Consider the following 23,442-nt stretch of genomic DNA (forward strand, 5'->3'; position numbering starts at 1 on the left):
TATGCTTGGGAAAAGTCTCAGGTGCGGGACTTTTCGATCAGCTCGATGTAGTCCGGGGCGTTGCGCTGATCGGCGATCAGCTCAACGAAGGTCTTGCCCTGCTCGTCCTTGCCATCGACGTCATAACCGGCAGCGACGAAGAAACCCAGAAAGCGCTCGAAGTCATCGATGCGCAGGCCACGGTAAGCCTTGATCAGTTTGTGCAGCGACGGCGAGGTGGCGTCGACCGGCTCAAAATCGAGGAACAGCTTGATCTGCTCATCGCCGATCTCGTCACCAATCACTTGTTTCTTATCTTTACGCATTGCCGACTCCAGCTCGCAGACATGACACGGGGCGGGCAGTTTACCCCTGCCCGGCCGCCCGGCTCAACGCGATCGCACCGTCCCGGTGTGCAAATCGGCCCAGATATGGCCGTTGGCGTAACTGAGGAACTGCACATACACGGTGTCATTGCGCAGCAGATCAATGATCACGCGGTATTGGGCCTGTGGGTAAAACAACGTCAGGGTTTTGCTCTTGTCGTCGTAGATCGGCTTTTTCAGGCTTTTGCTTTCGCCGTCGAAATTGACCAGTACCTGTGTGATGGTCGCGCCCTTGTTCAGGGATTTGCCCTTGAGACGGATCAGCAGCGGCGAGGTGACCGGAATCGGTTGTTGATTGGACTGGCGTTGCGCGCCCACCACAACGGAATAGTCGGTGACCTGCATGAGTTGCTGCTGCTCGGCCTCGGCGTCGCGCACGGTGAGATCGTCCGGCGGCAGGAATTGACTGTGCATCGGCGCGGCGGACAGCGGCAGGCTGAGGGTCAGCAACAGGGCGGCAAAGCTGCGGATCAATAGGCGCATGACAGGCTCCGGGGGCGGGGCCGAGCACTCTAGCATGGGATTAAAAGCAAAAGATCGCAGCGTTCCGCAGCTCCTACAGGGTGTACATCAATCCCATGTAGGAGCTGCCGAAGGCTGCGATCTTTTGATCTTGTTTACATGCCTTTAACGGCAAAGATCCCGTTGGCGTTGCGCCAGTAGCCTTTGTAATCCATGCCGTAACCGAAGATGTAACGGTCGATGCATGGCAGGCCGACGAAATCGGCTTTCAGGTCAGGACGCGCCTTGCGGTCGTGGTCCTTGTCGATCAGCACGGCGGTGTGCACTTTGCGCGCGCCAGCGTGTTTGCAGAAGTCGATGATCGCGCCGAGGGTGTGACCTTCATCGAGGATGTCGTCGATGATCAGCACGTCGCGATCAATGAACGAGACTTCCGGCTTGGCTTTCCAGAACAGGTCGCCGCCGCTGGTTTCGTTGCGATAACGGGTCGCGTGCAGGTAGGACGCTTCCAGCGGGAATTGCAGATGCGTCAGCAGCTTGCCGGAGAAAATCAGTCCGCCGTTCATCACGCAGAACACTACCGGGTTGCTGTCGGCCAGTTGTTCGTTGATTTGTGCACCGACGCGGGCAATGGCGGCCTCGACTTCAGCTTCGGTGTACAGGCAGTCAGCCTCTCGCATGATTTGACGGATATGCTCGAGATCAGCGGACATGGCGCTCTCCAGGGGTGGCGGAATTGGAAAAGCGGGCAAAGGTACGCATCCATTGAGGCCGAATCAAGCCTTTATGGACTAACGTACAGAATGTCCTATAGGACATCACCCTCGGATAGATTAATCTAGGCCGGTTTTTTTGCCCGCCGCCGGAGTTTTTCCATGCCCATCCTCGAGATCCGCCATCCGCTGATCCGTCATAAACTCGGCCTGATGCGCCGCGCCGATATCAGCACCAAGAACTTCCGTGAGCTCGCTCAGGAAGTCGGCGCCCTGTTGACCTATGAAGCTACAAAAGATTTGCCGCTGGAGTCCTACGATATTGCAGGCTGGTGCGGCACCGTGTCGGTCGAGAAGATCGCCGGCAAGAAGATCACCGTCGTGCCGATCCTGCGCGCCGGTATCGGCATGCTAGAAGGCGTGCTGAGCCTGATCCCGGGTGCCAAGGTTTCCGCTGTGGGTGTCGCCCGCAACGAAGAAACCCTGCAAGCGCACACCTACCTGGAAAAACTGGTTCCGGAAATCGACGAACGGTTGGCGATGATCATCGACCCGATGCTCGCCACCGGCAGCTCGATGGTTGCGACCATCGACCTGCTGAAAAAGGCTGGTTGCAAAGATATCCGCGCGATGGTGCTGGTTGCCGCGCCGGAAGGCATTGCTGCCGTCGAAAAAGCTCACCCGGACGTGACCATCTACACCGCGTCCATCGATGAGCGCTTGAACGAGCACGGTTACATCATCCCTGGACTTGGCGACGCCGGTGACAAGATCTTCGGCACCAAGCAGAAGGACGCGTAACCATGCAGCAAGAGTTCAACGATCCGCTCTGGCGCACGGTGCTGTCCGGCGCCCAGATGCTGTTCGTGGCTTTCGGCGCTCTGGTGCTGATGCCGCTGATCACGGGCCTGGACCCGAACGTGGCACTGTTTACCGCAGGTCTGGGGACGATCCTGTTCCAGATCGTCACCGGGCGTCAGGTGCCGGTGTTTCTCGCGTCGAGCTTCGCTTTCATCACCCCGATCATTCTCGCCAAGGGCCAGTTCGGCCTCGCCGCGACCATGGGCGGTGTGATGGCGGCCGGTTTCGTCTACACCTTTCTCGGTCTTGCGGTGAAGATCAAAGGCACCGGTTTCATCGACCGTCTGCTGCCGCCGGTGGTGATTGGTCCGGTGATCATTTCCATCGGCCTGGCCATGGCGCCGATTGCCGCGAACATGGCGATGGGCAAGGCTGGCGATGGTTCTGAGCTGATCCACTATCAGACTGCGATGCTGATCTCGATGCCGGCGCTGCTGACGACGTTGATCGTGGCGGTGTTCGGTAAAGGCATCTTCCGCCTGGTGCCGATCATTTCCGGCGTACTGGTCGGCTTTGCCATGGCGTTCTATTTCGGTGTCGTTGATACCGCGAAGATTGCCGCTGCGCCATGGTTTGCGATTCCGCACTTCACCGCACCCGAGTTCAACTGGCAGGCGATTTTGTTCATCGTTCCGGTGGCACTTGCCCCGGCCATTGAACACATCGGCGGCGTGATTGCCGTGGGTAGCGTGACCGGTCGCGACTATCTGAAGAAGCCGGGCCTGCATCGCACCCTGCTCGGTGACGGCATTGCCACCACCGCCGCCGGTCTGTTCGGCGGTCCGCCAAACACAACCTACGCCGAAGTGACAGGCGCAGTGATGCTGACCAAGAACTACAACCCGAAAATCATGACTTGGGCGGCGATCTTCGCCATCAGCCTGGCGTTCATCGGCAAGTTCGGCGCGCTGCTGCAGAGCATTCCGGTGCCAGTGATGGGCGGGATTCTGTGCTTGCTGTTCGGTTCGATTGCGGCGGTGGGCATGAACACCCTGATCCGTCACAAGATCGATCTGGGCGAGGCGCGCAATCTGGTGATTGTTTCGGTGACGTTGGTGTTCGGGATTGGCGGTGTGCTGGTCGGCACTGGCACCGGTCCGGACGACTTCGGCCTCAAAGGCATCGCGCTGTGCGCGGTGGTGGCGATTGCGCTGAACCTGATTCTGCCGGGCAATGATGGCTGGAAGAACAAGAAGGCGGATGAGCCGCTGATCTAAACTTTTAGCTCTGATCGTTCCCACGCTCTGCGTGGGAATGCCTCTAGGGACGCTCCGCGTCCAGTGACGCGGAGCGTCACGGGCTGCATTCCCACGCGGAGCGTGGGAACGATCATGTGGGAGCGGGCTTGCTCGCGAAGCTTTTCGCTTTTAAAGGGCAAGCGGCGCTCGTTCGCAGAGAGTTGCCAACGCCTTCGCCCATTGCCGGTCGTCGTTCAGGCACGGCACCAGCACCAACTCCTCGCCCCCCGCTTCGCGGAATTGCTCTTTACCGCGATCACCAATCTCTTCCAGCGTCTCGATGCAGTCGGCAACAAACGCCGGGCACATCACCAGAATTTTCTTCACACCGCTTTTCGCCAGCTCATCCAGCCGCGCTTCGGTGTACGGCTCGATCCATTTCGCCCGCCCCAGACGCGACTGAAACGACACCGACCACTTGCCCTCCGGCAGGCCCATGCGCTCGGCAAACAACGCCGCTGTCCGCAGGCATTGCGCGCGATAACAGGTCGCCAATACCGCAGGCGAGGCGTTCTTGCAGCAGTCGTCATTCTTGAAACAATGACTGCCGGTCGGATCGAGTTTGGTCAGGTGCCGCTCGGGCAAACCGTGGAAGCTCAGCAGCAAGTGATCGTAATCCTGCTGCAGATGCGGCTTCGCGCTTTCAACCAGCGCATCAAGATATTCCGGCTGATCGTAAAACGGCTGCAGCACCGACAATTGCACGTCGAGTTTCTTCTGACGAATTACCCGTTTTGCTTCTTCGATCACCGTGGTCGTGGTGCTGTCGGCGAACTGTGGATACAGCGGGGCCAGCGTGATGCGCTTGTGTCCCGCCGCCACCAGCTTGAGCAAACAGGTTTCAATCGACGGCTCGCCGTAACGCATCGCCAGTTCTACCGGGCCCTGGGTCCACTGTGCTTTCATCTGCTGTTGCAGTCGACGGCTGAGCACCACCAGCGGTGAACCCTCGTCCCACCAGATCGACGCATAGGCATGGGCCGATTGCTCCGGGCGCTTGACCAGGATCAGCGACACCAGCAGACGCCGCACCGGCCATGGCAGGTCGATCACGTAGGGGTCCATCAGGAATTGATTGAGGTAGCTGCGCACATCGGCCACCGAGGTGGAGGCCGGGGAACCCAGGTTGACCAGAAGCAAGGCGTGATCGGTCATGCAACGTCCTATTTCAGAGGCGGCCAGAGAGATCGTCCAGGGCCGCGCGTAAATCCGTGAACTGGAAAGTGAAACCCGCTTCCAGCAAGCGTGCCGGCATAGCCTTCTGGCCGCCGAGCAACAACAAAGACATCTCGCCGAGGCCGACCTTCAGCGCCAGTGTCGGCATCGGCATGAACGCTGGGCGGTGTAAAACGCTGCCCAGCGTCTTGGCAAATTCGCGATTGCGCACCGGTTTCGGCGCGCACGCATTATAAGGACCGCTGGCCTGATCGCGGTGCAGAAGAAAATCAATCAGGGCGATTTGATCGTTGATGTGAATCCACGGCATCCACTGCCGACCATTGCCCAAAGGGCCGCCGAGCGCGAGTTTGAACGGCAACAGCAAGCGCGACAAAAAGCCGCCCTCGGCCGACAGCACCAGACCCGTTCGCACCAGCACCACACGGATTCCCTGCGCTTCGGCACGTTGCGCGGTTTCCTCCCAGGGAATACACAACTGACTGGCGAAATCGTCGATCACTGGTGGCGAATCTTCAGTCAGTTCGCGCTCACCGCCGTCGCCGTACCAGCCAATGGCGGATCCGGAAATCAGCAATGCCGGTTTCTGCGCGCGGGTTTCGAGCCACGCCAACAGCGTTTCCGTCAGCGTGATACGGCTGCTCCACAGCAACGCTTTGCGCCGATGGGTCCATGGCCGATCGGCAATCGGCGCGCCGGCCAGATTGATGATCGCATCCACCGGCTCATCACCGAGGTCTTCCAGGCGCGCGATGCCACGCACCTGCGCGCCGCAGATCTTCGCGACCTTCTCCGGTTTGCGACTCCACACCGTCAGGCGATGGCCCTGCTGCGACCAGTGTCGGCAGAGCTGACGTCCTATCAAACCAGTACCGCCGGTCAGCAATATGTGCATGACATCTTCCTCGCGTGGCGTTTAACCCGGATCACTAGTCTATTTTTATAAGCAGGGATCTTTTCTATCGGGCAGGCTCTATTGTTTAACCATAGGCCAAGCTGTCAGAACGAGAACGCTAGAAGTTATACCAAAAAACAAAATTGTACAGGTTTCATCCACGGCGTAGTCTGTACAGAAAGGTAAACGAGGCCCCTATGACTGTACCTATCGCAATCATCGGCACCGGCATCGCCGGACTCTCCGCCGCCCAGGCTCTGACAGAGAGCGGGCACACCGTGCAACTGTTCGATAAAAGTCGCGGCAGCGGCGGGCGCATGTCGAGCAAACGCAGTGACGCCGGCTCACTGGACATGGGCGCGCAATACTTCACCGCGCGCGACCGCCGCTTCGTCACCGAAGTGCAGCGCTGGCAAAGCCTGGGCTGGGTCGCCGAATGGGCGCCGCAGCTCTACACCTATCAGGGCGGGCAATTGAATTTGTCGCCGGACGAGCAGACCCGCTGGGTCGGCACGCCGCGCATGAGCGCCATCACCCGTGGCTTGCTCGATGGCCTGGAAGTGCACTTCGCCTGCCGGATTACCGAGGTCTATCGCGGTGAGGAACACTGGCATTTGCAGGACGCCGAAGGCTTCACCCACGGGCCGTTCAGCCACGTGGTGATCGCCACGCCGGCTCCGCAAGCGACGGCATTGCTGGCCGCTGCGCCGAAGCTTGCCGGGGCCGCTGCCGGGGTGAAAATGGAGCCGACCTGGGCCGTCGCCCTCGCCTTCGAAACACCGCTGGATACGCCCATCGAAGGTTGCTTCGTGCAGGACAGCCCGCTCGACTGGCTGGCGCGCAACCGCAGCAAACCGGGGCGCGACACCAACCTCGACACCTGGGTGCTGCATGCCACCAGTGCATGGAGTCGGCAACACATCGATTTGTCCAAGGAAGCGGTGATCGAACAGTTGCACGGCGCGTTCGCTGAGTTGTTGCACAGCGCCATGCCCGCGCCGAGCTTCAGCCTCGCCCACCGCTGGCTCTATGCGCGCCCTGCGACGGGACACGAATGGGGCACACTGGCCGATGCCGATCTGGGCCTGTATGCCTGCGGCGACTGGTGCCTGTCCGGGCGTGTCGAAGGCGCCTGGCTCAGTGGCCAGGAAGCTGCGCGCCGCTTGCACGAACACCTGCAATGAACCGCATCAATCCGCGCAAATTGCTGCTGTCGAAATGGACAGCAGCCCACCCGCAGAACCGTGAAAAACACTTTCTGGTGACCGAGCTGTTCCGTGATGAGGAAGGTACGGTACTGGAAGTCGAATTGCAGGCGGTGTTGACCAAGCGTGCCGAACACCTCGATTGGCAGACACTACAAAACAACGCTGAATGGCTTCAGGGCTGGAAGTAAATACCGTCACCCTGTGGGAGCGAGCTTGCTCGCGAAGGCGGTGTGTCAATCAATGCGTTTTCTGGATGTTAATCCGTGTTCGCGAGCAAGCTCGCTCCCACAGTGAACTGTGCTCGGCCAAAAAAGTTATACAAATAATTTGACTTGTACACCCACGAATCTATGCTGAACAAAGTTGTACAGAGATCCACCTCTGTACAGGTATAGATTCGAGGTGCCCATGTCTGATCCTTGCGTAGCCAAACCTAAAATCGCCATCAGCGCCTGCCTGCTGGGTGCCGAGGTGCGCTACAACGGTGGGCACAAGGAATCACGCCTGTGCAGCCGCACCCTCACCGAGCATTTCGATTTCGTCCCGGTGTGTCCGGAGGTCGCAATCGGCCTGGGCATCCCGCGCGAGCCGATCCGCCTCGTTGGCGACGCCGAGCATCCACAAGCGGTCGGCACGGTAAACCGGGCGATCAACGTCACCCAGCCACTGGCCGAATACGGCGAGAAAATGGCCGCCGAACTCGATGACATCTGCGGCTACATCTTCATGCAGCAGTCGCCGTCCTGCGGCCTGGAACGGGTCAAGGTCTACCACGCCAATGGCGCCCCGGTGAACGGCGGCGGGCGCGGGATTTACGCTCAGGCGTTCTGCGCACAGCACCCGGATCTGCCGGTGGAAGAAGCCGGGCGCCTCAACGATCCGGTACTGCGCGAGAACTTCATCACCCGCGTGTTCGCCTACAGCGAATGGCAACAAGTCCTCGCCAATGGCCTGAGCCGTCGCGCCCTCACCGAATTTCATTCGCGCTACAAATATTTGCTGATGGCGCACAACCCGCCGCAATACAAAGCGCTGGGCAAACTGCTCGGCAACATGGCCGACACCGATCCCGTCGAACTCGGCCCACGCTACTTCAGCGAATTGATGGCGGCACTGAAAAAATGCGCCACCCGTGGCACCCACTGCAATGTGCTGCTGCACATCAGCGGTTATCTGAAACAGGTCATCAGCGCCGAAGACAAACAGGAAATGGTCCACGTCATCGGCCAGTACCGCCAAGGCATCGTGCCGCTGGTGGTGCCGTTGACGCTGCTCAAGCACCACTTTCGCCTCCATCCGGATTCGTACATCGCGCAACAGGTTTACCTGCAACCGCACCCGGAAAACCTCAGCCTGCGAAACGCAATCTAATGAATGACAAACTCGACACCAGCGCCCAGGAAGATCTTGGCGCTGACTTTAAGAAAGCCATCGACGAGGGCTGGCTGCCGATTCGCGAAGTCGCGCGGCAGACCGGCGTCAACGCGATCACCCTGCGTGCGTGGGAACGCCGCTACGGGCTGGTCGTGCCGCAACGCACGCCCAAGGGCCACCGGTTGTATTCGGCCGAACATGTGCAGCAAATTCTCACCATTCTCACCTGGCTCAACCGTGGTGTTGCCGTCAGCCAGGTCAAACCGCTGCTCGACACACCGCAGGCGTTCAGCGAATCAGTGGAAAACGATTGGCAGCGTTTGCGCCAGACACTGCTGACGGCCGTCACGCAGCTCAATGAACGCAGCCTCGACGACAGCGTCAATCAGGCCATGGCGCTCTATCCGCCACGCACGTTGTGCGAGCAATTGCTCATGCCGCTGCTGGCGGAACTGGAGCAGCGTTGGCAGGGCCAATTCGGCGCGCAGATGGAACGGGTGTTCTTTTATTCGTGGTTACGCAGCAAATTCGGCACACGCATCTACCATAACAATCGTCAGTTACATGGCGCCCCGCTGTTGTTGATCAATCATTCCGACCTGCCACTGGAACCTCATCTGTGGCTGTGCGCGTGGCTGATCAGTAGCGCTGATTGTCCGGTGCAGGTGTTTGACTGGCCGCTGCCGGCCACCGAACTGGCGCTGGCGGTCGAACACCTGCAAGCCCGTGGCGTACTGCTGTATTCCAGCAAAGCCATGAACCTTGCGCAGTTGCCGAAACTATTGAACGGAGTCAGTTGCCCGAAAATGCTGGTCGGACCAACGGTATGCATCCACCACGCCGAGTTGTCCGTAAAAACCTCTGAGATGGCTGATGTGTTCCTGGCTGAAGATGCGCTTCTGGCGCATCAGGAACTCGTTCAGCGTGGGCTGATTTAATGGACACCGTGAGTGCCGACATGCAATTGATCTGGCTGCGCAGCGACTTGCGCCAACATGACAACACCGCCCTCGCGGCCGCTGCAGCGCGCGGCCCGACGGTGGCCGTGTACCTGTTGAGCCCGCAGCAGTGGCTGGAACATGACGATGCGCCGTGCAAGGTCGACTTCTGGTTGCGCAACCTGCATGAGCTGAGCGCAAGCCTTGGCAAACTCAACATCCCGTTGCTGATTCGCACTGCAACCCATTGGGATCAAGCCCCGGCGCAACTGCTAAAACTCTGCCGGCAGTTGAAGATAGCGGCGGTTCACGTCAATGAAGAATACGGCGTCCATGAAAGCCGTCGCGATGCAGCGGTGGCCGAGGCGCTGAAGGCCGAGGGCATCGATTTCCACAGCTACCTTGATCAACTGCTGTTCAAACCCGGCACGGTTTTGACCAAGACCGACAGCTATTTCAAGGTGTTCAGCCAGTTCCGCAAAGTCTGTTACGAACGTCTGCATCGCTCGATGCCCGCCCTGATAAAGGCGCCCGGCAAGCAAAGCGCTTTGAACATCGACAGCGACCCGGTTCCTGATGCCGTCAAAGGCTTCGCGACCCCGAGCGACTCGCTGCGAGCGCTGTGGCCCGCCGGCGAACAGGAAGCCCGACGCCGCCTCGACACGTTCACCGACGCGCAAATCGACTACTACCAAAGCGAACGCGACTTCCCGGCCAAGCCCGGCACCAGCCAGCTCTCGGCGTATCTCGCCGCCGGGGTGATTTCGCCGCGTCAGTGCCTGCACGCCGCCCTGCAAAGCAATCAGGGCGAATTCGAAAGCGGCAAGGTCGGTGCGGTCACCTGGATCAACGAACTGCTGTGGCGCGAGTTCTACAAACATATTCTCGTCGGCTATCCACGGGTCTCGCGGCACCGCACCTTCCGCCCGGAAACCGAAGCGCTGGCCTGGCGTGATGCGCCGGACGATCTCGCCGCGTGGCAAGAGGCGCGCACCGGTCTGCCGATCATCGACGCGGCCATGCGTCAATTGCTCGAAACCGGTTGGATGCACAATCGCCTGCGCATGATCGTGGCGATGTTCCTGACCAAAAACCTGCTGATCGACTGGCGCGAGGGCGAACGCTTTTTCATGCGTCACCTCATCGATGGGGATCTGGCGGCGAACAACGGTGGCTGGCAGTGGAGTTCGTCGACGGGCACCGATTCGGCGCCGTACTTCCGCATCTTCAACCCGTTGAGCCAGTCGGAAAAATTCGACAGCGAAGGCCTGTTCATCAAGCACTGGCTACCGGAACTGGCGGCCCTCAACAAGAAAGAAGTGCATAACCCGGCCAACCTCGGCGGCTTGTTCGGCGCTGCGGACTACCCGTCGCCGATCGTCAACCTCAGCACCTCGCGCCAGCGCGCATTGGCCGCTTTCAAGAACCTGCCTTCACGTACGTCTACCGGAGGCGATGATGAGTGAATTCCTGCGCCGCTTCGCCCGGCAATTTTCAGCGTTGAACAAAGACAACCTGCAAAGCCTCGGCGAGCTGTACAGCGATGACATTCATTTCACCGACCCGCTGCACGAGGTGCAGGGGCTGGCGCAGCTGCGCGACTACTTCGGCGAGCTATATGCCAACGTTAGCGAGCTGCGTTTCGACTTTCACGGTTTCGATCAGATCGGCGACTGCGAAGGCTACCTGCGCTGGGTCATGAGTTATCGCCATCCGCGCCTGGCGGGTGGCCGTGTGATTCGCGTCAGCGGCTGCTCGCATCTGCTGTGGCACGACAAGGTTTATCGCCATCGGGATTATTTCGATGCCGGGGCGCTGCTGTATGAACACTTGCCAGTATTGGGCCGGGTCATTGCCTGGCTGAAAAGGAGAATGGGATGAGTCGTACACCTCCACGGCGTTATTGGTTGACCGGGGCCAGCAGTGGCATCGGCGCGGCCCTGGCTGAGGAAATTCTGAAAACCGGAGCGCACCTGGCGGTCAGTTCCCGTCAGGTCGCGCCGCTCAAGGTCTTGTCGCAACGCTATCCGGGGCAGGTTTTGGTGGTGCCCGGGGATCTGACCAACAGCCAGACAGTGCGCGAGATCGGTGAACAGATCGCCGAGGACTGGGGTTCGCTCGACTCGGTGATTCTCAACGCCGGCACCTGCGAATACGTCGATGCCAAGCAGTTCGATTCCTCGATCATCGAGCATGTGGTGCGTACCAATTTGCTCGCCAGCAGTTATTGCATTGAGGCCGCCCTGCCGCTGTTGCGTAAAGGCACCGCGCCGCACCTGATCGGCGTGGCCAGTTCGGTGACCTATCTGCCGCTGCCACGGGCCGAAGCCTACGGCGCCTCGAAGGCCGGTTTGCGTTACCTGTTCGAATCGTTGCGCATCGATCTGGCCGACGAAGGCATTGAAGTCACCGTGGTCAGCCCCGGCTTCGTCGAAACACCGCTGACCGCCAAAAACGATTTCCCCATGCCCTTGAGCTGGCCTGTGGATAAAGCCGCTCGGCACATCTTCGCCAAACTCAAGGATCGGCCGCTGGAAATCGCCTTCCCGGCGCTGTTCATGGCCGCACTGTGGCCGCTGTCGAAATTGCCGGCACGTGTGCAACTGGCGATTGGCAAGCGCATGGTGCGCAAGTCGCCTCCGCTGACGGATCCGACATGAAAATTGCCATAGTCGGCAGCGGCATCGCCGGCCTTACCTGCGCCTATCTGCTCAATCGCCGGCACGAGATTACGGTGTTCGAAGCCAGCGACTGGGTCGGTGGCCATACGCACACCGTCGACGTCACGGTTGCAGGACGACAGTACGCCGTGGACACCGGCTTCATCGTCTTCAACGACTGGACCTACCCGAACTTCATCCGCCTGCTCGGCCAGCTCGGCGTGGCGTTCAAGCCGACGGAAATGAGTTTCTCGGTGACCGACCCGGACACCGGTCTGGAATACAACGGTAACAACCTCAACAGTCTCTTCGCCCAGCGGAGCAATTTGTTATCGCCGGGGTTCTGGGGCATGCTGCGCGACATTCTGCGCTTCAACAAAGAAGCCCAGCGCGACCTCGTCGAACTGCGCATCGCCGCTGACACAACCCTTGACGAGTACCTCAAGGCCGGCGGTTACGGCGAACGTTTCATCCTGCATTACATCGTGCCGATGGGCTCGGCGATCTGGTCGATGCCGATGGCGGAAATGCTCAATTTCCCGCTGCAGTTTTTTGTGCGGTTCTTCAAAAACCATGGCCTGTTGTCGGTCAGCGATCGGCCGAAGTGGCAAGTCATCGAAGGCGGTTCCAGCGCCTATATCGCACCGCTGACGGCCGCATTCAAGGAACGGATTCGTCTCAATTGCCCGGTCACCCGGGTTGATCGTGACGTGCATGGCGTAGTTATCCACAGCCCGGCGGGGATCGAACACTTCGACCAGGTGGTGTTCGCTTGCCACAGTGATCAAGCGCTGAAACTGCTGGCGGTGCCGAGCGATGCCGAACGCGCGATCCTCGGCGCCCTGCCCTATGCCGATAACGAAGTGGTGTTGCACACCGATACTCGTCTGCTGCCGACACGAAAACTGGCCTGGGCGAGCTGGAACTATCGACTCAGCGGCGCCGGCCACACGCACGCCGCCGTCACCTATGACATGAACATTCTCCAAGGCATTCAGAGCGACACCACGTTCTGCGTCAGCCTCAATCAGAGTGCCGGCATCAGCCCCGACAAAGTGCTCGCTCGCTACACCTACGCCCATCCGCAATTCAGCCTCGCGGCAGTGGCGGCACAGAATCGCTGGGGCGAACTGGATGGCGCGCAACACACGCATTATTGCGGCGCTTACTGGGCCAACGGTTTCCATGAGGACGGTGTCGTCAGCGCCTTGCGCGTGGCCGCGGCGTTCGGGGAAACCTTATGAACAGCGCCCTCTACAGCGGCTGGATCGGCCATCGGCGCTTCTCGCCGCGCCGCCATGAATTTCGCTACCGGATCGGTCTGCTCTACCTCGACCTCAGCGAACAGGATGCGGTGCTTGCACTGTCGCCGCTGGCCGGACGCAGTCGCTTTGCGCCGTTTTCATTTCGCGAGACTGACTACCTCAAGGCCTTCACCGGCCGTGGCATGCGCCTGATCGATGCGGTGCGTCAGCAGGTCGGCATCGCCATCGGCCACGAACCGCAAGGCTCGATCTGCCTGCTGACCCAGGCACGCAGTTGGGGGCTGTCGTTCAACCCGGTGAGTTTCTTTTACTGCCATGAGGCGGACGGGCAACTGGCGGCGATTGTTTGCGAGGTCACCAACACGCCGTGGCGCGAACGCTATCACTACGTGCTGCCGGCGCGCACGCCGGTCAATCTGCAGGATTTTCATCAGCACTTCGCCGTGGCCAAAGCCTTTCACGTTTCGCCATTTTTGCCGCGCGATCTCGAATACCGCATGAGCTTCAGCCCCGCCGCGCAAACCCTCGGCGTGCACATGGCCGACTGGCAGGGCGAGCAAAAACTGTTCGACGCGACACTCAATCTGCAACGCGAAACCCTTGATCGCCACAGCTTGCACCGTCACTTGCGGCGCTTTCCGTGGATGACCGCGAAAACCGCGCTGGCGATTTACTGGCAAGCGCTGCGACTGCTGCTAAAACGCGCGCCGATCTTTGCTCATCAGACTGCCGACGGCAGCTTTCAAACCGCCACTGTGCCTCCCAAGGAGCACCGCCATGAAATCCTCTAGTCTGTCGGTCAGTCGGTTCAGCACCAACGGTTTGACCGGATCGCTGCTGCGCCGCGGCGTGTTGCGCCAATTGGCGCAGCTCAAACACGGGCAACTGCTGGTGGTCGAGGATGGCGAACGGCTGATGTTCGGCACGCCGGGCAGTGCCTTGCTCGGGGAAATCCATGTGCTCGACCCGGCGGTCTGGGGCATGGTCGCCGGCAATGGTTCGATTGGTGCCGGCGAGGCCTTTATCCACGGTTATTGGAGTTCGCCGGATCTGACGGCGGTGGTGCGCGTGTTCGTCAGCAACCTCGATGTGCTCGATGCCATGGAGGGTGGACTGGCGCGCCTCGGCCGGCCGTTGGTGCAAGGCTTGCACTGGCTCAACCGCAATACGCGCAAGGGCTCGCAGAAAAACATCGCTGCGCACTACGATCTCGGCAACGACCTGTTCGAACAGTTTCTCGACCCGACCATGATGTATTCGGCGGCGCAGTTCCTTACGCCAGAAGACAGCCTCGAACAGGCGCAACTGAACAAACTGGAGCGGATCTGCCAGAAGCTCGCGCTACAACCCAGCGACCATTTGCTGGAAATCGGCACCGGTTGGGGCAGCATGGCGCTCTATGCGGCGCAGAATTACGGTTGCCGCGTCACCACCACGACCCTGTCGAAAGAGCAGTACGCGTTTACCGCGCAACGCATCGAACAACTGGGCTTGCAGGACAAGGTCACGCTGCTGCTCAAGGACTACCGCGACCTCACCGGCGAATACGACAAACTGGTCTCGATCGAGATGATCGAAGCGGTCGGTCATCGCTTCCTGCCGACCTACTTCAAACAGTGCGCGCATTTGCTCAAGAGCAACGGCCTGATGCTGATCCAGGCGATCACCATTCGCGAGCAGCGCTACGAACAGGCCAAGCGCGGCGTCGACTTTATCCAGCGTTATATCTTCCCCGGTGGCGCCCTGCCCTGCGTGCAGAAAATGCTCGAAGTGGTCAGCCGCGACACCGACATGAACCTGCTGCACATGGAAGATTTCGGCCTGCATTACGCGAAAACCCTGCGCCTGTGGCACGAGAACTTTCGCCGCGCCCATGGCCGTTTGAGCGAGCTGGGTTATGACGATTATTTCCTGCGGCTGTGGGAGTTTTACCTGTGTTACTGCGAGGGCGGTTTCCTCGAACGCACGATCGGCACCGCGCAGTTGCTGCTGGCCAAACCCGCCGCGATGACCGCGCCGCTGCTCGGACGCTTCGATGCTTGAGCGTGTCGCCAATGCCGTGCTGTTCCAGATCGGCTGGCTGACCTGCGTGCTCGGCGGCAACAGTTTGTGGTTGTTGATCGCGTTGGCGGTGTTGGTGATTCATCTGCGCTGGATCAGCAGTTGGGCGGCTGAAGGTCGTTTGATGTTGAGCGTGGTGATTGTCGGCACGGCGGTGGACAGCGTTTTGCGCGCTCTGGGCGTATTCGAATTCCAGGATCTGTCGCCGCTGATTCCACTGTGGCTGATGCTGTTGTGGGCGCTGCTCGCGACCACGTTGCGCCACTGCCTGGCATGGAGCGCCCGGCCCTGGTGGCTGGCGAGTGCGCTGGGTGCCGTGGGCGGCGCATTGTCGTACTACGCGGGCGGACGCTTGGCCGGGGTGCAATTTCCCTATGGCGAGTTACCGACGCTGATCGGCATCGGCCTGCTCTGGGCGCTGCTGTTTCCGCTGCTGCATGTGATGGCCAGGCGATTAAGCCACTGAGCGTCTGTCAGACCTTTCACACGCACGCCGGCCACTGCCTTACACTGCCGGCCATGAAGACCATTCCTCACCAACAAATCACTGAACCGGCGGTCACTTGCTCGACCTGCGCGGCGTGCTGTTGCCAGCTCGAAGTGATGCTGATCACCGACACGGGCGTGCCTGATCGTTTTATCGATACCGATGAGTGGGGCGGCGAAGTCATGCTGCGTCTGGACGACGGCTGGTGCGCGGCGCTGGATCGCGACACGATGATGTGCACGATTTACGCAAAGCGTCCGCTGATTTGCCGCGAGTTCGAGATGGGTGCACCGGAATGCATTGAAGAGCGCAAAGGCATCACGACCGCCTACCGCTGATTTTTGAGTTCACTGAAAACAACTGTGGGAGCGAGCTTGCTCGCGAAGGCGGTCTTTCTTTCAACATCATCGTTGAATATGAAATAGCTTTCGCGAGCAAGCTCGCTCCCACAGGGGTCAGGCGTGTATCAGTCAGAGCGGCATCGTGTAATGCAGCGAGTAACTTTCTACACCGTCGTTGTCACTGGCCAGACCGGCGTTGGAATAGTGCGTCGCACGAATCCCGACTTCATGCCCGCCATTGAAACGCAGACCAAAACCGAGGCGATCTTCGAACTGGAAAGAGCCGCCGAGATTGTTGGATTCGTACTTGGTATTGGAGAACGCGGCCACGCCGATCCCCGCTTCGACATACGGTTTCACCGACTCACCGGCGAACTCGTAAACGAATACCGGCGAGAACGACAGGCTGTTGTTACTGGAGGTCTTGTCACCTTCCCAGTAGGTGTAAGCCCCGCTCCAGTAACCGGTCAGGCGACCGACGTCACTTTGCAGCCAGCTCTTGTCCCAGTCGAAATTCATGCCCAAGCGGTACGTCATGGTCGAATCGCTGGTGGCCCCCACCGCGAACTCAACACCTGCCGCTTGTGCAGTAACACTTTGCCCCATCAGTGCGGCCGCAATCGCGGCCAAGCAGAATAGTCGCTTCACGTTGAAACTTCCTTTTCCGGAACGATCGTTTGGTTTTCTAGATAACTCTTCGCTATAGAAGCTAGCGCCTGCTCAGAAGTTCAGCTGAATTTTTAGTTATTTCACAATTTTTTTACAAGTCGAAGTTTTGCACTTCGCCAGCGTTTTGTCCCAATAGCGGCAAGATGTTTTTGAAGTACGCAGGATCGGCGCTGGTCCAGAATCTGACCGGCTGGTTCGGACCGGCAGCGAGCAAATCACGCTCAGCCAAAAGACGCTGAAGTTGCCGCGCCACGGCGGCACCGGTATCGATCAGGCTGATGTCCACCGGGATCATCGACTTGAGCATCGGCTTGAGAAAGGGATAGTGGGTGCAGCCCAAAATGATGGTGTCGCAACCGCTGGCCAGCAGTGGCTCGACATAACCTTGCAGCAACTGGCGCAACTCGGCGCTGTGCAGATCGCCACTTTCAATCAGCTCGACCAGACCGGGACACGGCTGGGTGATCACGCGCACGTCAGTGGCAAAGCGATCAAGCAGCGCGGCGAATTTGGCGCTCTGCAACGTACCGGTGGTGGCGAGCACGCCGACCACACCGCTGCGGGTAGCGGCAGCGGCAGGTTTCACAGCAGGCTCCATGCCGACAATCGGCCAGTCGGGAAAATCACGACGCAAATCCGCAACGCCGGCAACCGTGGCGGTATTGCAGGCCAGCACCAACGCCTTGGCGCCCTGCTCGCGGAAAAAACCCGCCATCACGCTGCAACGCTGGCGAATGAATTCCGGAGTTTTCTCACCGTAGGGAATATGCCCGCAATCGGCGACATAGAGCAGCGATTCATTCGGCAGCAATCGCTGAATTTCCGCCAGCACTGACAAACCGCCGACGCCGGAGTCGAACACGCCGATCGGCGCTTCACGCATGGCGCGAGCCACAGACGCTGCAACCCGGATCACGCTTGACGCGCAACTCGCGGAACCGCGAACCGAGGGCATCGATCAGCAGCAAGCGGCCCACCAGCGGTTCGCCGAAACCGACCAGGACCTTCAAGGCCTCAAGCGCTTGCAGGCTGCCAACCAGCCCCACCAGCGGCCCGACTACACCGGCCTCGCTGCACGTCAGTTCAGCTTCGCTGCCATGGCCGTACAAGCAGTGGTAACACGGGCTCTCGGCGCGACGCGGATCGAACACCGACAACTGCCCTTCCAGGCGAATCGCCGCGCCGCTGACCAGTGGCTTTTGCGCCGCCACACACGCCGCGTTGACCGCTTCGCGGGTGGAAAAATTATCCGAACAGTCGAGCACCAGATCCACCGCTGCCACGGCAACGGCAAGAGAATCTTCGTCCAGCGCCTGACGATGGGCGACCAGTTGAATCTCGGGATTGATCGCACTCAGACGCTTGAGTGCCGAGTCGACCTTGCTCATACCGACGCTGTCGGTGTCGTGGATGATCTGGCGTTGCAGATTGGTCAGGTCGACGGTATCGAAATCCGCCAGATGCAATTCACCGACACCCGCCGCAGCCAGATACAGCGCAACCGGTGCACCGAGACCGCCGAGGCCAACGATCAGCACGCGACTGTCCTTGAGCTTCAATTGTCCGTCGATGTCGATGTGTTGCAGCAGAATCTGTCGGCTGTAGCGCAACAATTCCTGATCATTCAGCACGGCAGGCGCCCCAGACTGATGCGTTGATGGCCGCCCAGATCGGTGCGGCTGTGGACTTCTTCAAAACCGCGCGTCAGCAGCAGATCGCGCACGGCTTCGGCTTGATCATAGCCGTGTTCAAGCATCAGCCAGCCAGCGGCCTCCAGATGTTCCGGGGCCTGCGCAACGATCAAACGCAGGTCATCGAGTCCATCCTCACCGGCAACCAGTGCACTGGCCGGCTCGAAGCGCACATCGCCTTCGACCAGATGCGGATCGGTAGCGGCAATGTACGGCGGGTTGCTGATGATCAACTGGAAGCGTTGACCGTCCAGCGCGCTGAACCAATGGCTGCTCAGCACCGTAGCGTTGTTCAAATGCAGGCGCTGACGATTGCGCTCAGCAAGTGCCACCGCTTCGAGCACACGGTCCACGGCGGTGACTTTCCACGCTGGGCGCTCGCTGGCCAACGCCAAGGCAATCGCGCCGCTGCCGGTGCCGAGATCGAGCACTTTGGCCGCAGTTGCGGGAAGCAATTCCAGCGCCGCTTCCACCAGCAACTCGGTGTCCGGGCGCGGGATCAATGTGTGCGGCGCCACTTCCAGATCGAGTTTCCAGAAACCCTGCTGACCGAGAATGTAGGCCACTGGCTCACCGCCACGACGACGTTGCAGGTATTCGGCAAAGGTCAGCGCCGCTTCACTCGGCACGATGCGCTCGGGCCAGGTGTGCAGAAAGCTGCGCGACTTTCCCAGCGCGGCGGCGAGGAGCAACTCGGCGTCAAGACGCGCCGTGGGCGAGTCCGGCAATTCAGCGGCGCGCAACAGGCTGGCGATGATGGTCATTTATTCACCTATCGCTGCGAGCTGATCAGCCTGGTATTCGGCCAGCAACGGCTCGATCACCGCTTCAACGCCACCGGCAAGAATGTCATCGAGGGAATACAGGGTCAGGTTGACGCGATGGTCGGTGACCCGGCCCTGAGCAAAGTTGTAGGTGCGAATCCGCTCGGAACGGTCGCCGGAACCGACCAGCAATTTACGCTCGCTGGCAATGGCATTGGCCGCCGCTGCGGTTTGCTGATCGTTGAGTTTCGCCGACAACCACGCCATCGCGCGGGCACGGTTCTTGTGCTGGGAACGTTCTTCCTGACACTCGACGACAGTGCCGGTCGGGATGTGCGTGATGCGGATCGCCGAGTCGGTGGTGTTGACGTGCTGACCACCGGCCCCGGAGGAGCGGAACGTGTCGACGCGCAAATCCGCCGGGTTGATCTCGATGGCTTCGCGCTCGTCCGGCTCGGGCAACACCGCCACGGTGCAGGCCGAGGTGTGGATACGGCCCTGGGATTCGGTGGCCGGCACACGCTGTACGCGGTGCGCGCCGGATTCGAATTTCAGTTTGCCGTAAACGTTGTCGCCTTCGATGCGGGCGATGACTTCTTTATAGCCACCGTGTTCGCCTTCGTTTTCCGACAGGATCTCCACACGCCAGCCACGGCGTTCGGCGTAACGCGAGTACATGCGGAACAGGTCGCCGGAGAAGATCGCCGCCTCGTCGCCACCGGTGCCGGCGCGGATTTCGAGAAAGACGTTACGCCCGTCGTTAGGGTCCTTGGGCAGCAACATGCGCTGCAGATCGGATTCCAGAGTGAGCAGCAATTCCTTGGCTTCACGGACTTCTTCCACGGCCATTTCGCGCATGTCCGGGTCGCTGTCCTTGAGCAGCGCTTGGGCGCCTTCAAGATCGCTTTGTACGCCGAGCAGCTTTTTATAGCCTTGTACCACCGGCTCGAGTTCCGCGTATTCCTTGGAATAAGCGCGGAATTTGGTCTGATCGGAAATGACTTCGCCGTCGCCGAGCAACGCGGTCAGTTCCTCGAAACGGTCCTGGAGGACATCCAGCTTATTGAGCAGTGACGCTTTCATTGCGGTTTTTTATCCGAAAAGCTATCCGGTGAGCCCTCGAGGGCAAAGAGTTCCTGAGCCATGGCCAGCGCATCGAGGCGGCCTTCGGCAGAAAGCTTTTTCAGTTGCACGCTGGGCGCATGCAACAGTTTATTGGTCAGACCCCGGGCGAGTTGCCCGAGCACATCTTCGGCATTGCCGCCGTTGGCCAGCAGACGCAGGGCTTTTTGCAGCTCCTCGTCGCGCAGGCGTTCGCTCTGTTGACGATAGGCCTTGAGTACGTCGACTGCCGCCAGTTCGCGCAGGCGCACCATGAAATCGTCGGCGCCGACCGACACCATCTCTTCGGCGGCTTGTGCTGCGCCCTGACGGCTCTTGAGGTTTTCGGCGACCACTTCGTGGAGATCGTCGACGCTGTAGAGGTAAACGTCGTCCAACTCGCCGACTTCCGGTTCGATGTCGCGGGGAACGGCGATATCGACCATGAAGATCGGTTTGTGCTTGCGCAGCTTCAAAGCGCTTTCCACCGCGCCCTTGCCGAGAATCGGCAACTGACTGGCGGTCGAACTGATCACGATATCGCTGCGTACCAGTTCTGCCGGGATGTCCGACAGCAACACCGCGTGGGCGCCGAACTGCTCGGCCAGCAGACTGGCGCGTTCCAGCGTGCGGTTGGCGACGACGATGCGCTTGACGCCCAGTTCGTGCAAATGGCGGGCGACCAAAGTAATGGTCTCGCCGGCGCCGATCAGCAAAGCCTGACTACGCTGCAAATCACTGAAAATCTGTTTCGCCAGGCTGACGGCGGCAAATGCCACGGACACCGGGTTTTCACCGATCGCGGTGTCGGTGCGCACCTGCTTGGCGGCGTTGAACGTTGCTTGAAACAGTCGTCCCAGCAGCGGGCCGATGGTGCCGGCCTCGCGGGCCACGGCGTAGGCCGATTTCATCTGACCGAGGATCTGCGGTTCACCGAGCACCAGCGAGTCGAGCCCGGAGGCGACGCGCATCATGTGACGAACTGCCGCATCATCTTCATGCACATAAGCACTCGCGCGCAGCTCATCGAGGCTTAAATGGTGATAATCGGCCAGCCAGCGCAGCACGATATCGGCAGAAAGCTGATCCTGTTCTATATAAAGCTCACTGCGATTGCAGGTGGAGAGGATCGCAGCTTCGCGGCTGTCGGTGAGTCGGCAGAGCTGCTGCAAGGCCTCCACCAGCTGTTCAGGAGTAAAAGCCACGCGCTCGCGGACGTCTACTGAAGCAGTCTTGTGGTTGATACCGAGTGCAAGGAAGGCCATTCAAGGTCGCTGATGGTGACGTGAAGCCAGCAATTGTCCACCTTCGAAAGATTCAGAACAACTACCGCTGACTATTGTCCCAATCGTCAGCCCCTATAATGGGCACAATTGAGTCTCGGTTATGTTTGGCCGAAGGCTTGTGTCATGATGATCCGACCGCAGGTTAGTCGTCCTCTTCCTATATGAATAGATCTTCCGCGTTGCTCCTCGCTTTTGTCTTCCTCAGCGGCTGCCAGGCCTTGGCCCCGGTGTCGCCGGACGGTACGTCGCCGGTTGAAGACACCACGCCCGCGCCTGAAAAGCCCAAGGTTTACAGCTCGTTCAGCGAGGAAACCGTTTTCAGTCTGTTGAGCGCCGAACTCGCCGGCCAGCGCAATCGTTTCGACATTGCCCTGGACAACTACGTGACCCAGGCCATCAACACCCAGGATCCGGGCGTCTCCGAACGCGCATTCCGCATTGCCGAATATCTGGGCGCCGATCAACCGGCCCTCGATACCGCGCTGATCTGGGCGAAAAACGCCCCGGACGACCTCGAGGCGCAACGCGCCGCTGCCGTGCAACTGGCGCGCGCCGGGCGTTATGACGACTCGATGGTCTATATGGAGAAAGTCCTGCAGGGCAAGGGCGATACTCACTTCGACTTCCTCGCACTGTCGGCGGCAGATACCGATCAGGAAACCCGCAACGGTCTGATGAAAAGTTTCGACCGTTTGCTGCAACGTCATCCGAACAACAGTCAGCTGATTTTTGGCAAGGCCCTGCTTTTGCAGCAGGATGGCGACAACAAAGCGGCACTGGCCCTGCTCGAAGACAATCCACCGGAAGACGGTGAGATTGCCCCGATTCTGCTGCGCGCACGCCTGCTTCAGCTGCTGAACCGTGGCGACGAAGCCCTGCCACTGCTGCAAAAAAGCATCAAGAAATACCCGGACGACAAACGCCTGCGCCTGACCTACGCGCGCATGTTGGTCGAACAGGACCGCATGGACGACGCCAAAGCCGAGTTCTCCAGCCTCGTTCAGCAATACCCGGAAGACGACGAACTGCGTTACTCGCTGGCACTCGTCTGCCTGGAAGCCAAGGCCTGGGATGAGGCCAAGGGTTATCTGGAAGACCTGATCGCTCGCGAAAGTCATGTCGATTCGGCGCATCTGAACCTCGGTCGCATCGCTGAAGAACGCAACGACCCGCAAGGCGCGCTCATCGAGTACGCCCAGGTAGGCCCGGGCAACGACTATCTGCCGGCGCAATTGCGTCAGGCCGATATCCTGATGAACAACGGCAAGACCGCTGAAGCGCAAAGCAAACTCGCCGCCCAGCGCGACGAGCAACCGGACTACGCGATTCAGTTGTACCTGATCGAATCGGAAACCCTGTCGGCCAACAAACAGGACGACAAAGCCTGGAAAGTTCTGCAGCAAGCCTTGCAGCAATACCCGGACGATCTGAATCTGCTGTACACCCGGGCCATGCTCGCGGAAAAACGCAATGACCTGGCGCAGATGGAAAAAGATCTGCGCCTGATCATCAAGCGCGATCCGGACAACGCCATGGCCCTGAACGCTTTGGGCTACACCCTATCCGACCGAACGACCCGCTACGCTGAAGCGAAAGCGCTGATCGAGCAGGCACATCAGATCAATCCGGAAGACCCGGCGGTACTCGACAGCCTTGGCTGGGTGAATTACCGCATGGGCAATCTGGACGACGCCGAGAAATATCTGCGTCAGGCGCTGGAGCGTTTCCCTGACCACGAAGTCGCCGCTCACTTGGGCGAAGTACTGTGGGTCAAGGGCAATCAGCGTGAAGCCAAACAAGTCTGGGGCAAGTTCCTCAAGGATCAGCCCGACAGCACCATTCTGCGCAGCACCATCAAGCGCCTGACCGGATCCGAGACTCTTTAAC

26 protein-coding genes are annotated in these 23,442 nt (G+C 59.9%); 15 read left to right on the forward strand and 11 right to left on the reverse strand.

The features are described from left to right. Positions 1 to 17 precede the first annotated feature (17 nt). From ACZZ0G_RS06610 to ACZZ0G_RS06620, 3 genes are all read right to left on the reverse strand, one after another. Entirely contained in the window at positions 18 to 305 is a 288-nt protein-coding gene (locus ACZZ0G_RS06610; RefSeq protein ID WP_457462930.1) for a PA4642 family protein, read from the reverse strand. Positions 306 to 368: 63 nt separating this feature from the next. Next, entirely contained in the window at positions 369 to 848 is a 480-nt protein-coding gene (locus ACZZ0G_RS06615; protein ID WP_463555665.1) for a hypothetical protein, read from the reverse strand. Between the two features lie 134 nt (positions 849 to 982). Next, positions 983 to 1,540 (reverse strand): hypoxanthine-guanine phosphoribosyltransferase, encoded by a 558-nt coding sequence (locus ACZZ0G_RS06620; protein ID WP_008086142.1) that lies wholly within the window; start codon positions 1,538 to 1,540, stop codon positions 983 to 985. Between the two features lie 162 nt (positions 1,541 to 1,702). Between ACZZ0G_RS06620 and upp the strand changes: the two genes are divergently transcribed. Together upp and ACZZ0G_RS06630 are read left to right on the forward strand one after the other, a co-directional pair. Continuing rightward, positions 1,703 to 2,341 carry a uracil phosphoribosyltransferase gene (gene upp / locus ACZZ0G_RS06625; protein ID WP_007912842.1) on the forward strand — a complete coding sequence of 213 codons (639 nt, stop codon included), beginning with the start codon at positions 1,703 to 1,705 and terminating at the stop codon, positions 2,339 to 2,341. Between the two features lie 2 nt (positions 2,342 to 2,343). After that, positions 2,344 to 3,618, forward strand: a complete 1,275-nt coding sequence (locus ACZZ0G_RS06630) for a uracil-xanthine permease family protein (RefSeq protein WP_077574503.1) — start codon at positions 2,344 to 2,346, stop codon at positions 3,616 to 3,618. A gap of 150 nt (positions 3,619 to 3,768) precedes the next feature. Here ACZZ0G_RS06630 and hemH read toward each other — a convergent pair whose 3' ends face one another. After that, on the reverse strand, positions 3,769 to 4,794 hold the full coding sequence (gene hemH, locus ACZZ0G_RS06635; protein ID WP_463555666.1) for a ferrochelatase: 1,026 nt from the start codon (positions 4,792 to 4,794) through the stop codon (positions 3,769 to 3,771). A 13-nt stretch (positions 4,795 to 4,807) separates the two neighbouring features. Next, positions 4,808 to 5,710, reverse strand: a complete 903-nt coding sequence (locus tag ACZZ0G_RS06640; protein ID WP_463555667.1) for a TIGR01777 family oxidoreductase — start codon at positions 5,708 to 5,710, stop codon at positions 4,808 to 4,810. 197 nt (positions 5,711 to 5,907) lie between these two features. Here ACZZ0G_RS06640 and ACZZ0G_RS06645 point away from each other — a divergent pair, with 197 nt between their 5' ends. The 12 genes from ACZZ0G_RS06645 to ACZZ0G_RS06700 all read left to right on the forward strand — a co-directional run bounded on the left by ACZZ0G_RS06645 (position 5,908) and on the right by ACZZ0G_RS06700 (position 16,041). After that, positions 5,908 to 6,894 carry an NAD(P)/FAD-dependent oxidoreductase gene (locus ACZZ0G_RS06645; protein ID WP_463555668.1) on the forward strand — a complete coding sequence of 329 codons (987 nt, stop codon included), beginning with the start codon at positions 5,908 to 5,910 and terminating at the stop codon, positions 6,892 to 6,894. Further along, on the forward strand, positions 6,891 to 7,106 hold the full coding sequence (locus ACZZ0G_RS06650; RefSeq protein ID WP_463555669.1) for a TIGR02450 family Trp-rich protein: 216 nt from the start codon (positions 6,891 to 6,893) through the stop codon (positions 7,104 to 7,106). Before ACZZ0G_RS06645 ends, ACZZ0G_RS06650 begins: the two co-directional genes overlap by 4 nt. Before the next feature lie 220 nt (positions 7,107 to 7,326). Next, positions 7,327 to 8,289 (forward strand): YbgA family protein, encoded by a 963-nt coding sequence (locus ACZZ0G_RS06655; RefSeq protein ID WP_463394933.1) that lies wholly within the window; start codon positions 7,327 to 7,329, stop codon positions 8,287 to 8,289. Further along, positions 8,289 to 9,230 (forward strand): MerR family transcriptional regulator, encoded by a 942-nt coding sequence (locus ACZZ0G_RS06660; RefSeq protein ID WP_463555670.1) that lies wholly within the window; start codon positions 8,289 to 8,291, stop codon positions 9,228 to 9,230. The genes ACZZ0G_RS06655 and ACZZ0G_RS06660 overlap by 1 nt, the downstream gene beginning before the upstream one ends. Before the next feature lie 20 nt (positions 9,231 to 9,250). Beyond that, positions 9,251 to 10,696 carry a deoxyribodipyrimidine photo-lyase gene (gene phrB / locus ACZZ0G_RS06665; protein WP_463555671.1) on the forward strand — a complete coding sequence of 482 codons (1,446 nt, stop codon included), beginning with the start codon at positions 9,251 to 9,253 and terminating at the stop codon, positions 10,694 to 10,696. Then, a complete protein-coding gene (locus ACZZ0G_RS06670) occupies positions 10,689 to 11,111 on the forward strand; it encodes a nuclear transport factor 2 family protein (RefSeq protein WP_016987206.1) in 423 nt (140 codons plus the stop codon). Before phrB ends, ACZZ0G_RS06670 begins: the two co-directional genes overlap by 8 nt. Continuing rightward, positions 11,108 to 11,890, forward strand: coding sequence for an SDR family NAD(P)-dependent oxidoreductase (locus ACZZ0G_RS06675; RefSeq protein ID WP_463394929.1), 783 nt, complete (start codon positions 11,108 to 11,110; stop codon positions 11,888 to 11,890). Before ACZZ0G_RS06670 ends, ACZZ0G_RS06675 begins: the two co-directional genes overlap by 4 nt. After that, on the forward strand, positions 11,887 to 13,134 hold the full coding sequence (locus tag ACZZ0G_RS06680) for an NAD(P)/FAD-dependent oxidoreductase (protein ID WP_463555672.1): 1,248 nt from the start codon (positions 11,887 to 11,889) through the stop codon (positions 13,132 to 13,134). Before ACZZ0G_RS06675 ends, ACZZ0G_RS06680 begins: the two co-directional genes overlap by 4 nt. Then, positions 13,131 to 13,946, forward strand: coding sequence for a DUF1365 domain-containing protein (locus ACZZ0G_RS06685; protein ID WP_463555673.1), 816 nt, complete (start codon positions 13,131 to 13,133; stop codon positions 13,944 to 13,946). The genes ACZZ0G_RS06680 and ACZZ0G_RS06685 overlap by 4 nt, the downstream gene beginning before the upstream one ends. Continuing rightward, positions 13,933 to 15,198, forward strand: a complete 1,266-nt coding sequence (locus tag ACZZ0G_RS06690; RefSeq protein ID WP_463555674.1) for a class I SAM-dependent methyltransferase — start codon at positions 13,933 to 13,935, stop codon at positions 15,196 to 15,198. The genes ACZZ0G_RS06685 and ACZZ0G_RS06690 overlap by 14 nt, the downstream gene beginning before the upstream one ends. Next, positions 15,191 to 15,682: a DUF2878 domain-containing protein gene (locus tag ACZZ0G_RS06695; RefSeq protein WP_463555675.1), complete on the forward strand. Its 492-nt coding sequence runs from the start codon at positions 15,191 to 15,193 to the stop codon at positions 15,680 to 15,682. Before ACZZ0G_RS06690 ends, ACZZ0G_RS06695 begins: the two co-directional genes overlap by 8 nt. 53 nt (positions 15,683 to 15,735) lie before the next feature. After that, positions 15,736 to 16,041 (forward strand): YkgJ family cysteine cluster protein, encoded by a 306-nt coding sequence (locus ACZZ0G_RS06700; protein ID WP_463394924.1) that lies wholly within the window; start codon positions 15,736 to 15,738, stop codon positions 16,039 to 16,041. Between the two features lie 132 nt (positions 16,042 to 16,173). Here ACZZ0G_RS06700 and ACZZ0G_RS06705 read toward each other — a convergent pair whose 3' ends face one another. From ACZZ0G_RS06705 to hemA, 6 genes are all read right to left on the reverse strand, one after another. Further along, the gene (locus tag ACZZ0G_RS06705) at positions 16,174 to 16,692 is read right to left on the reverse strand and encodes an acyloxyacyl hydrolase (protein ID WP_463555676.1); all 519 of its coding nucleotides are present in this window, start codon (positions 16,690 to 16,692) and stop codon (positions 16,174 to 16,176) included. Between the two features lie 112 nt (positions 16,693 to 16,804). Then, positions 16,805 to 17,596 (reverse strand): glutamate racemase, encoded by a 792-nt coding sequence (gene murI / locus ACZZ0G_RS06710; protein WP_463555677.1) that lies wholly within the window; start codon positions 17,594 to 17,596, stop codon positions 16,805 to 16,807. Beyond that, positions 17,589 to 18,344, reverse strand: coding sequence for a molybdopterin-synthase adenylyltransferase MoeB (locus ACZZ0G_RS06715; RefSeq protein WP_463555678.1), 756 nt, complete (start codon positions 18,342 to 18,344; stop codon positions 17,589 to 17,591). The genes murI and ACZZ0G_RS06715 overlap by 8 nt, the downstream gene beginning before the upstream one ends. After that, positions 18,338 to 19,168, reverse strand: coding sequence for a peptide chain release factor N(5)-glutamine methyltransferase (prmC, locus tag ACZZ0G_RS06720; protein ID WP_463555679.1), 831 nt, complete (start codon positions 19,166 to 19,168; stop codon positions 18,338 to 18,340). Before prmC ends, ACZZ0G_RS06715 begins: the two co-directional genes overlap by 7 nt. Beyond that, a complete protein-coding gene (gene prfA / locus ACZZ0G_RS06725; protein WP_463555680.1) occupies positions 19,169 to 20,251 on the reverse strand; it encodes a peptide chain release factor 1 in 1,083 nt (360 codons plus the stop codon). Continuing rightward, entirely contained in the window at positions 20,248 to 21,534 is a 1,287-nt protein-coding gene (gene hemA / locus ACZZ0G_RS06730; protein ID WP_007951716.1) for a glutamyl-tRNA reductase, read from the reverse strand. The genes prfA and hemA overlap by 4 nt, the downstream gene beginning before the upstream one ends. 182 nt (positions 21,535 to 21,716) lie before the next feature. On the opposite strand from hemA, the gene ACZZ0G_RS06735 reads away from it, so the two are divergent. Then, a complete protein-coding gene (locus ACZZ0G_RS06735) occupies positions 21,717 to 23,441 on the forward strand; it encodes a tetratricopeptide repeat protein (protein ID WP_463555681.1) in 1,725 nt (574 codons plus the stop codon). The last annotated feature ends 1 nt before the right edge of the window (position 23,442 follow it).

Source organism: Pseudomonas sp. AC169, from assembly GCF_979258515.1.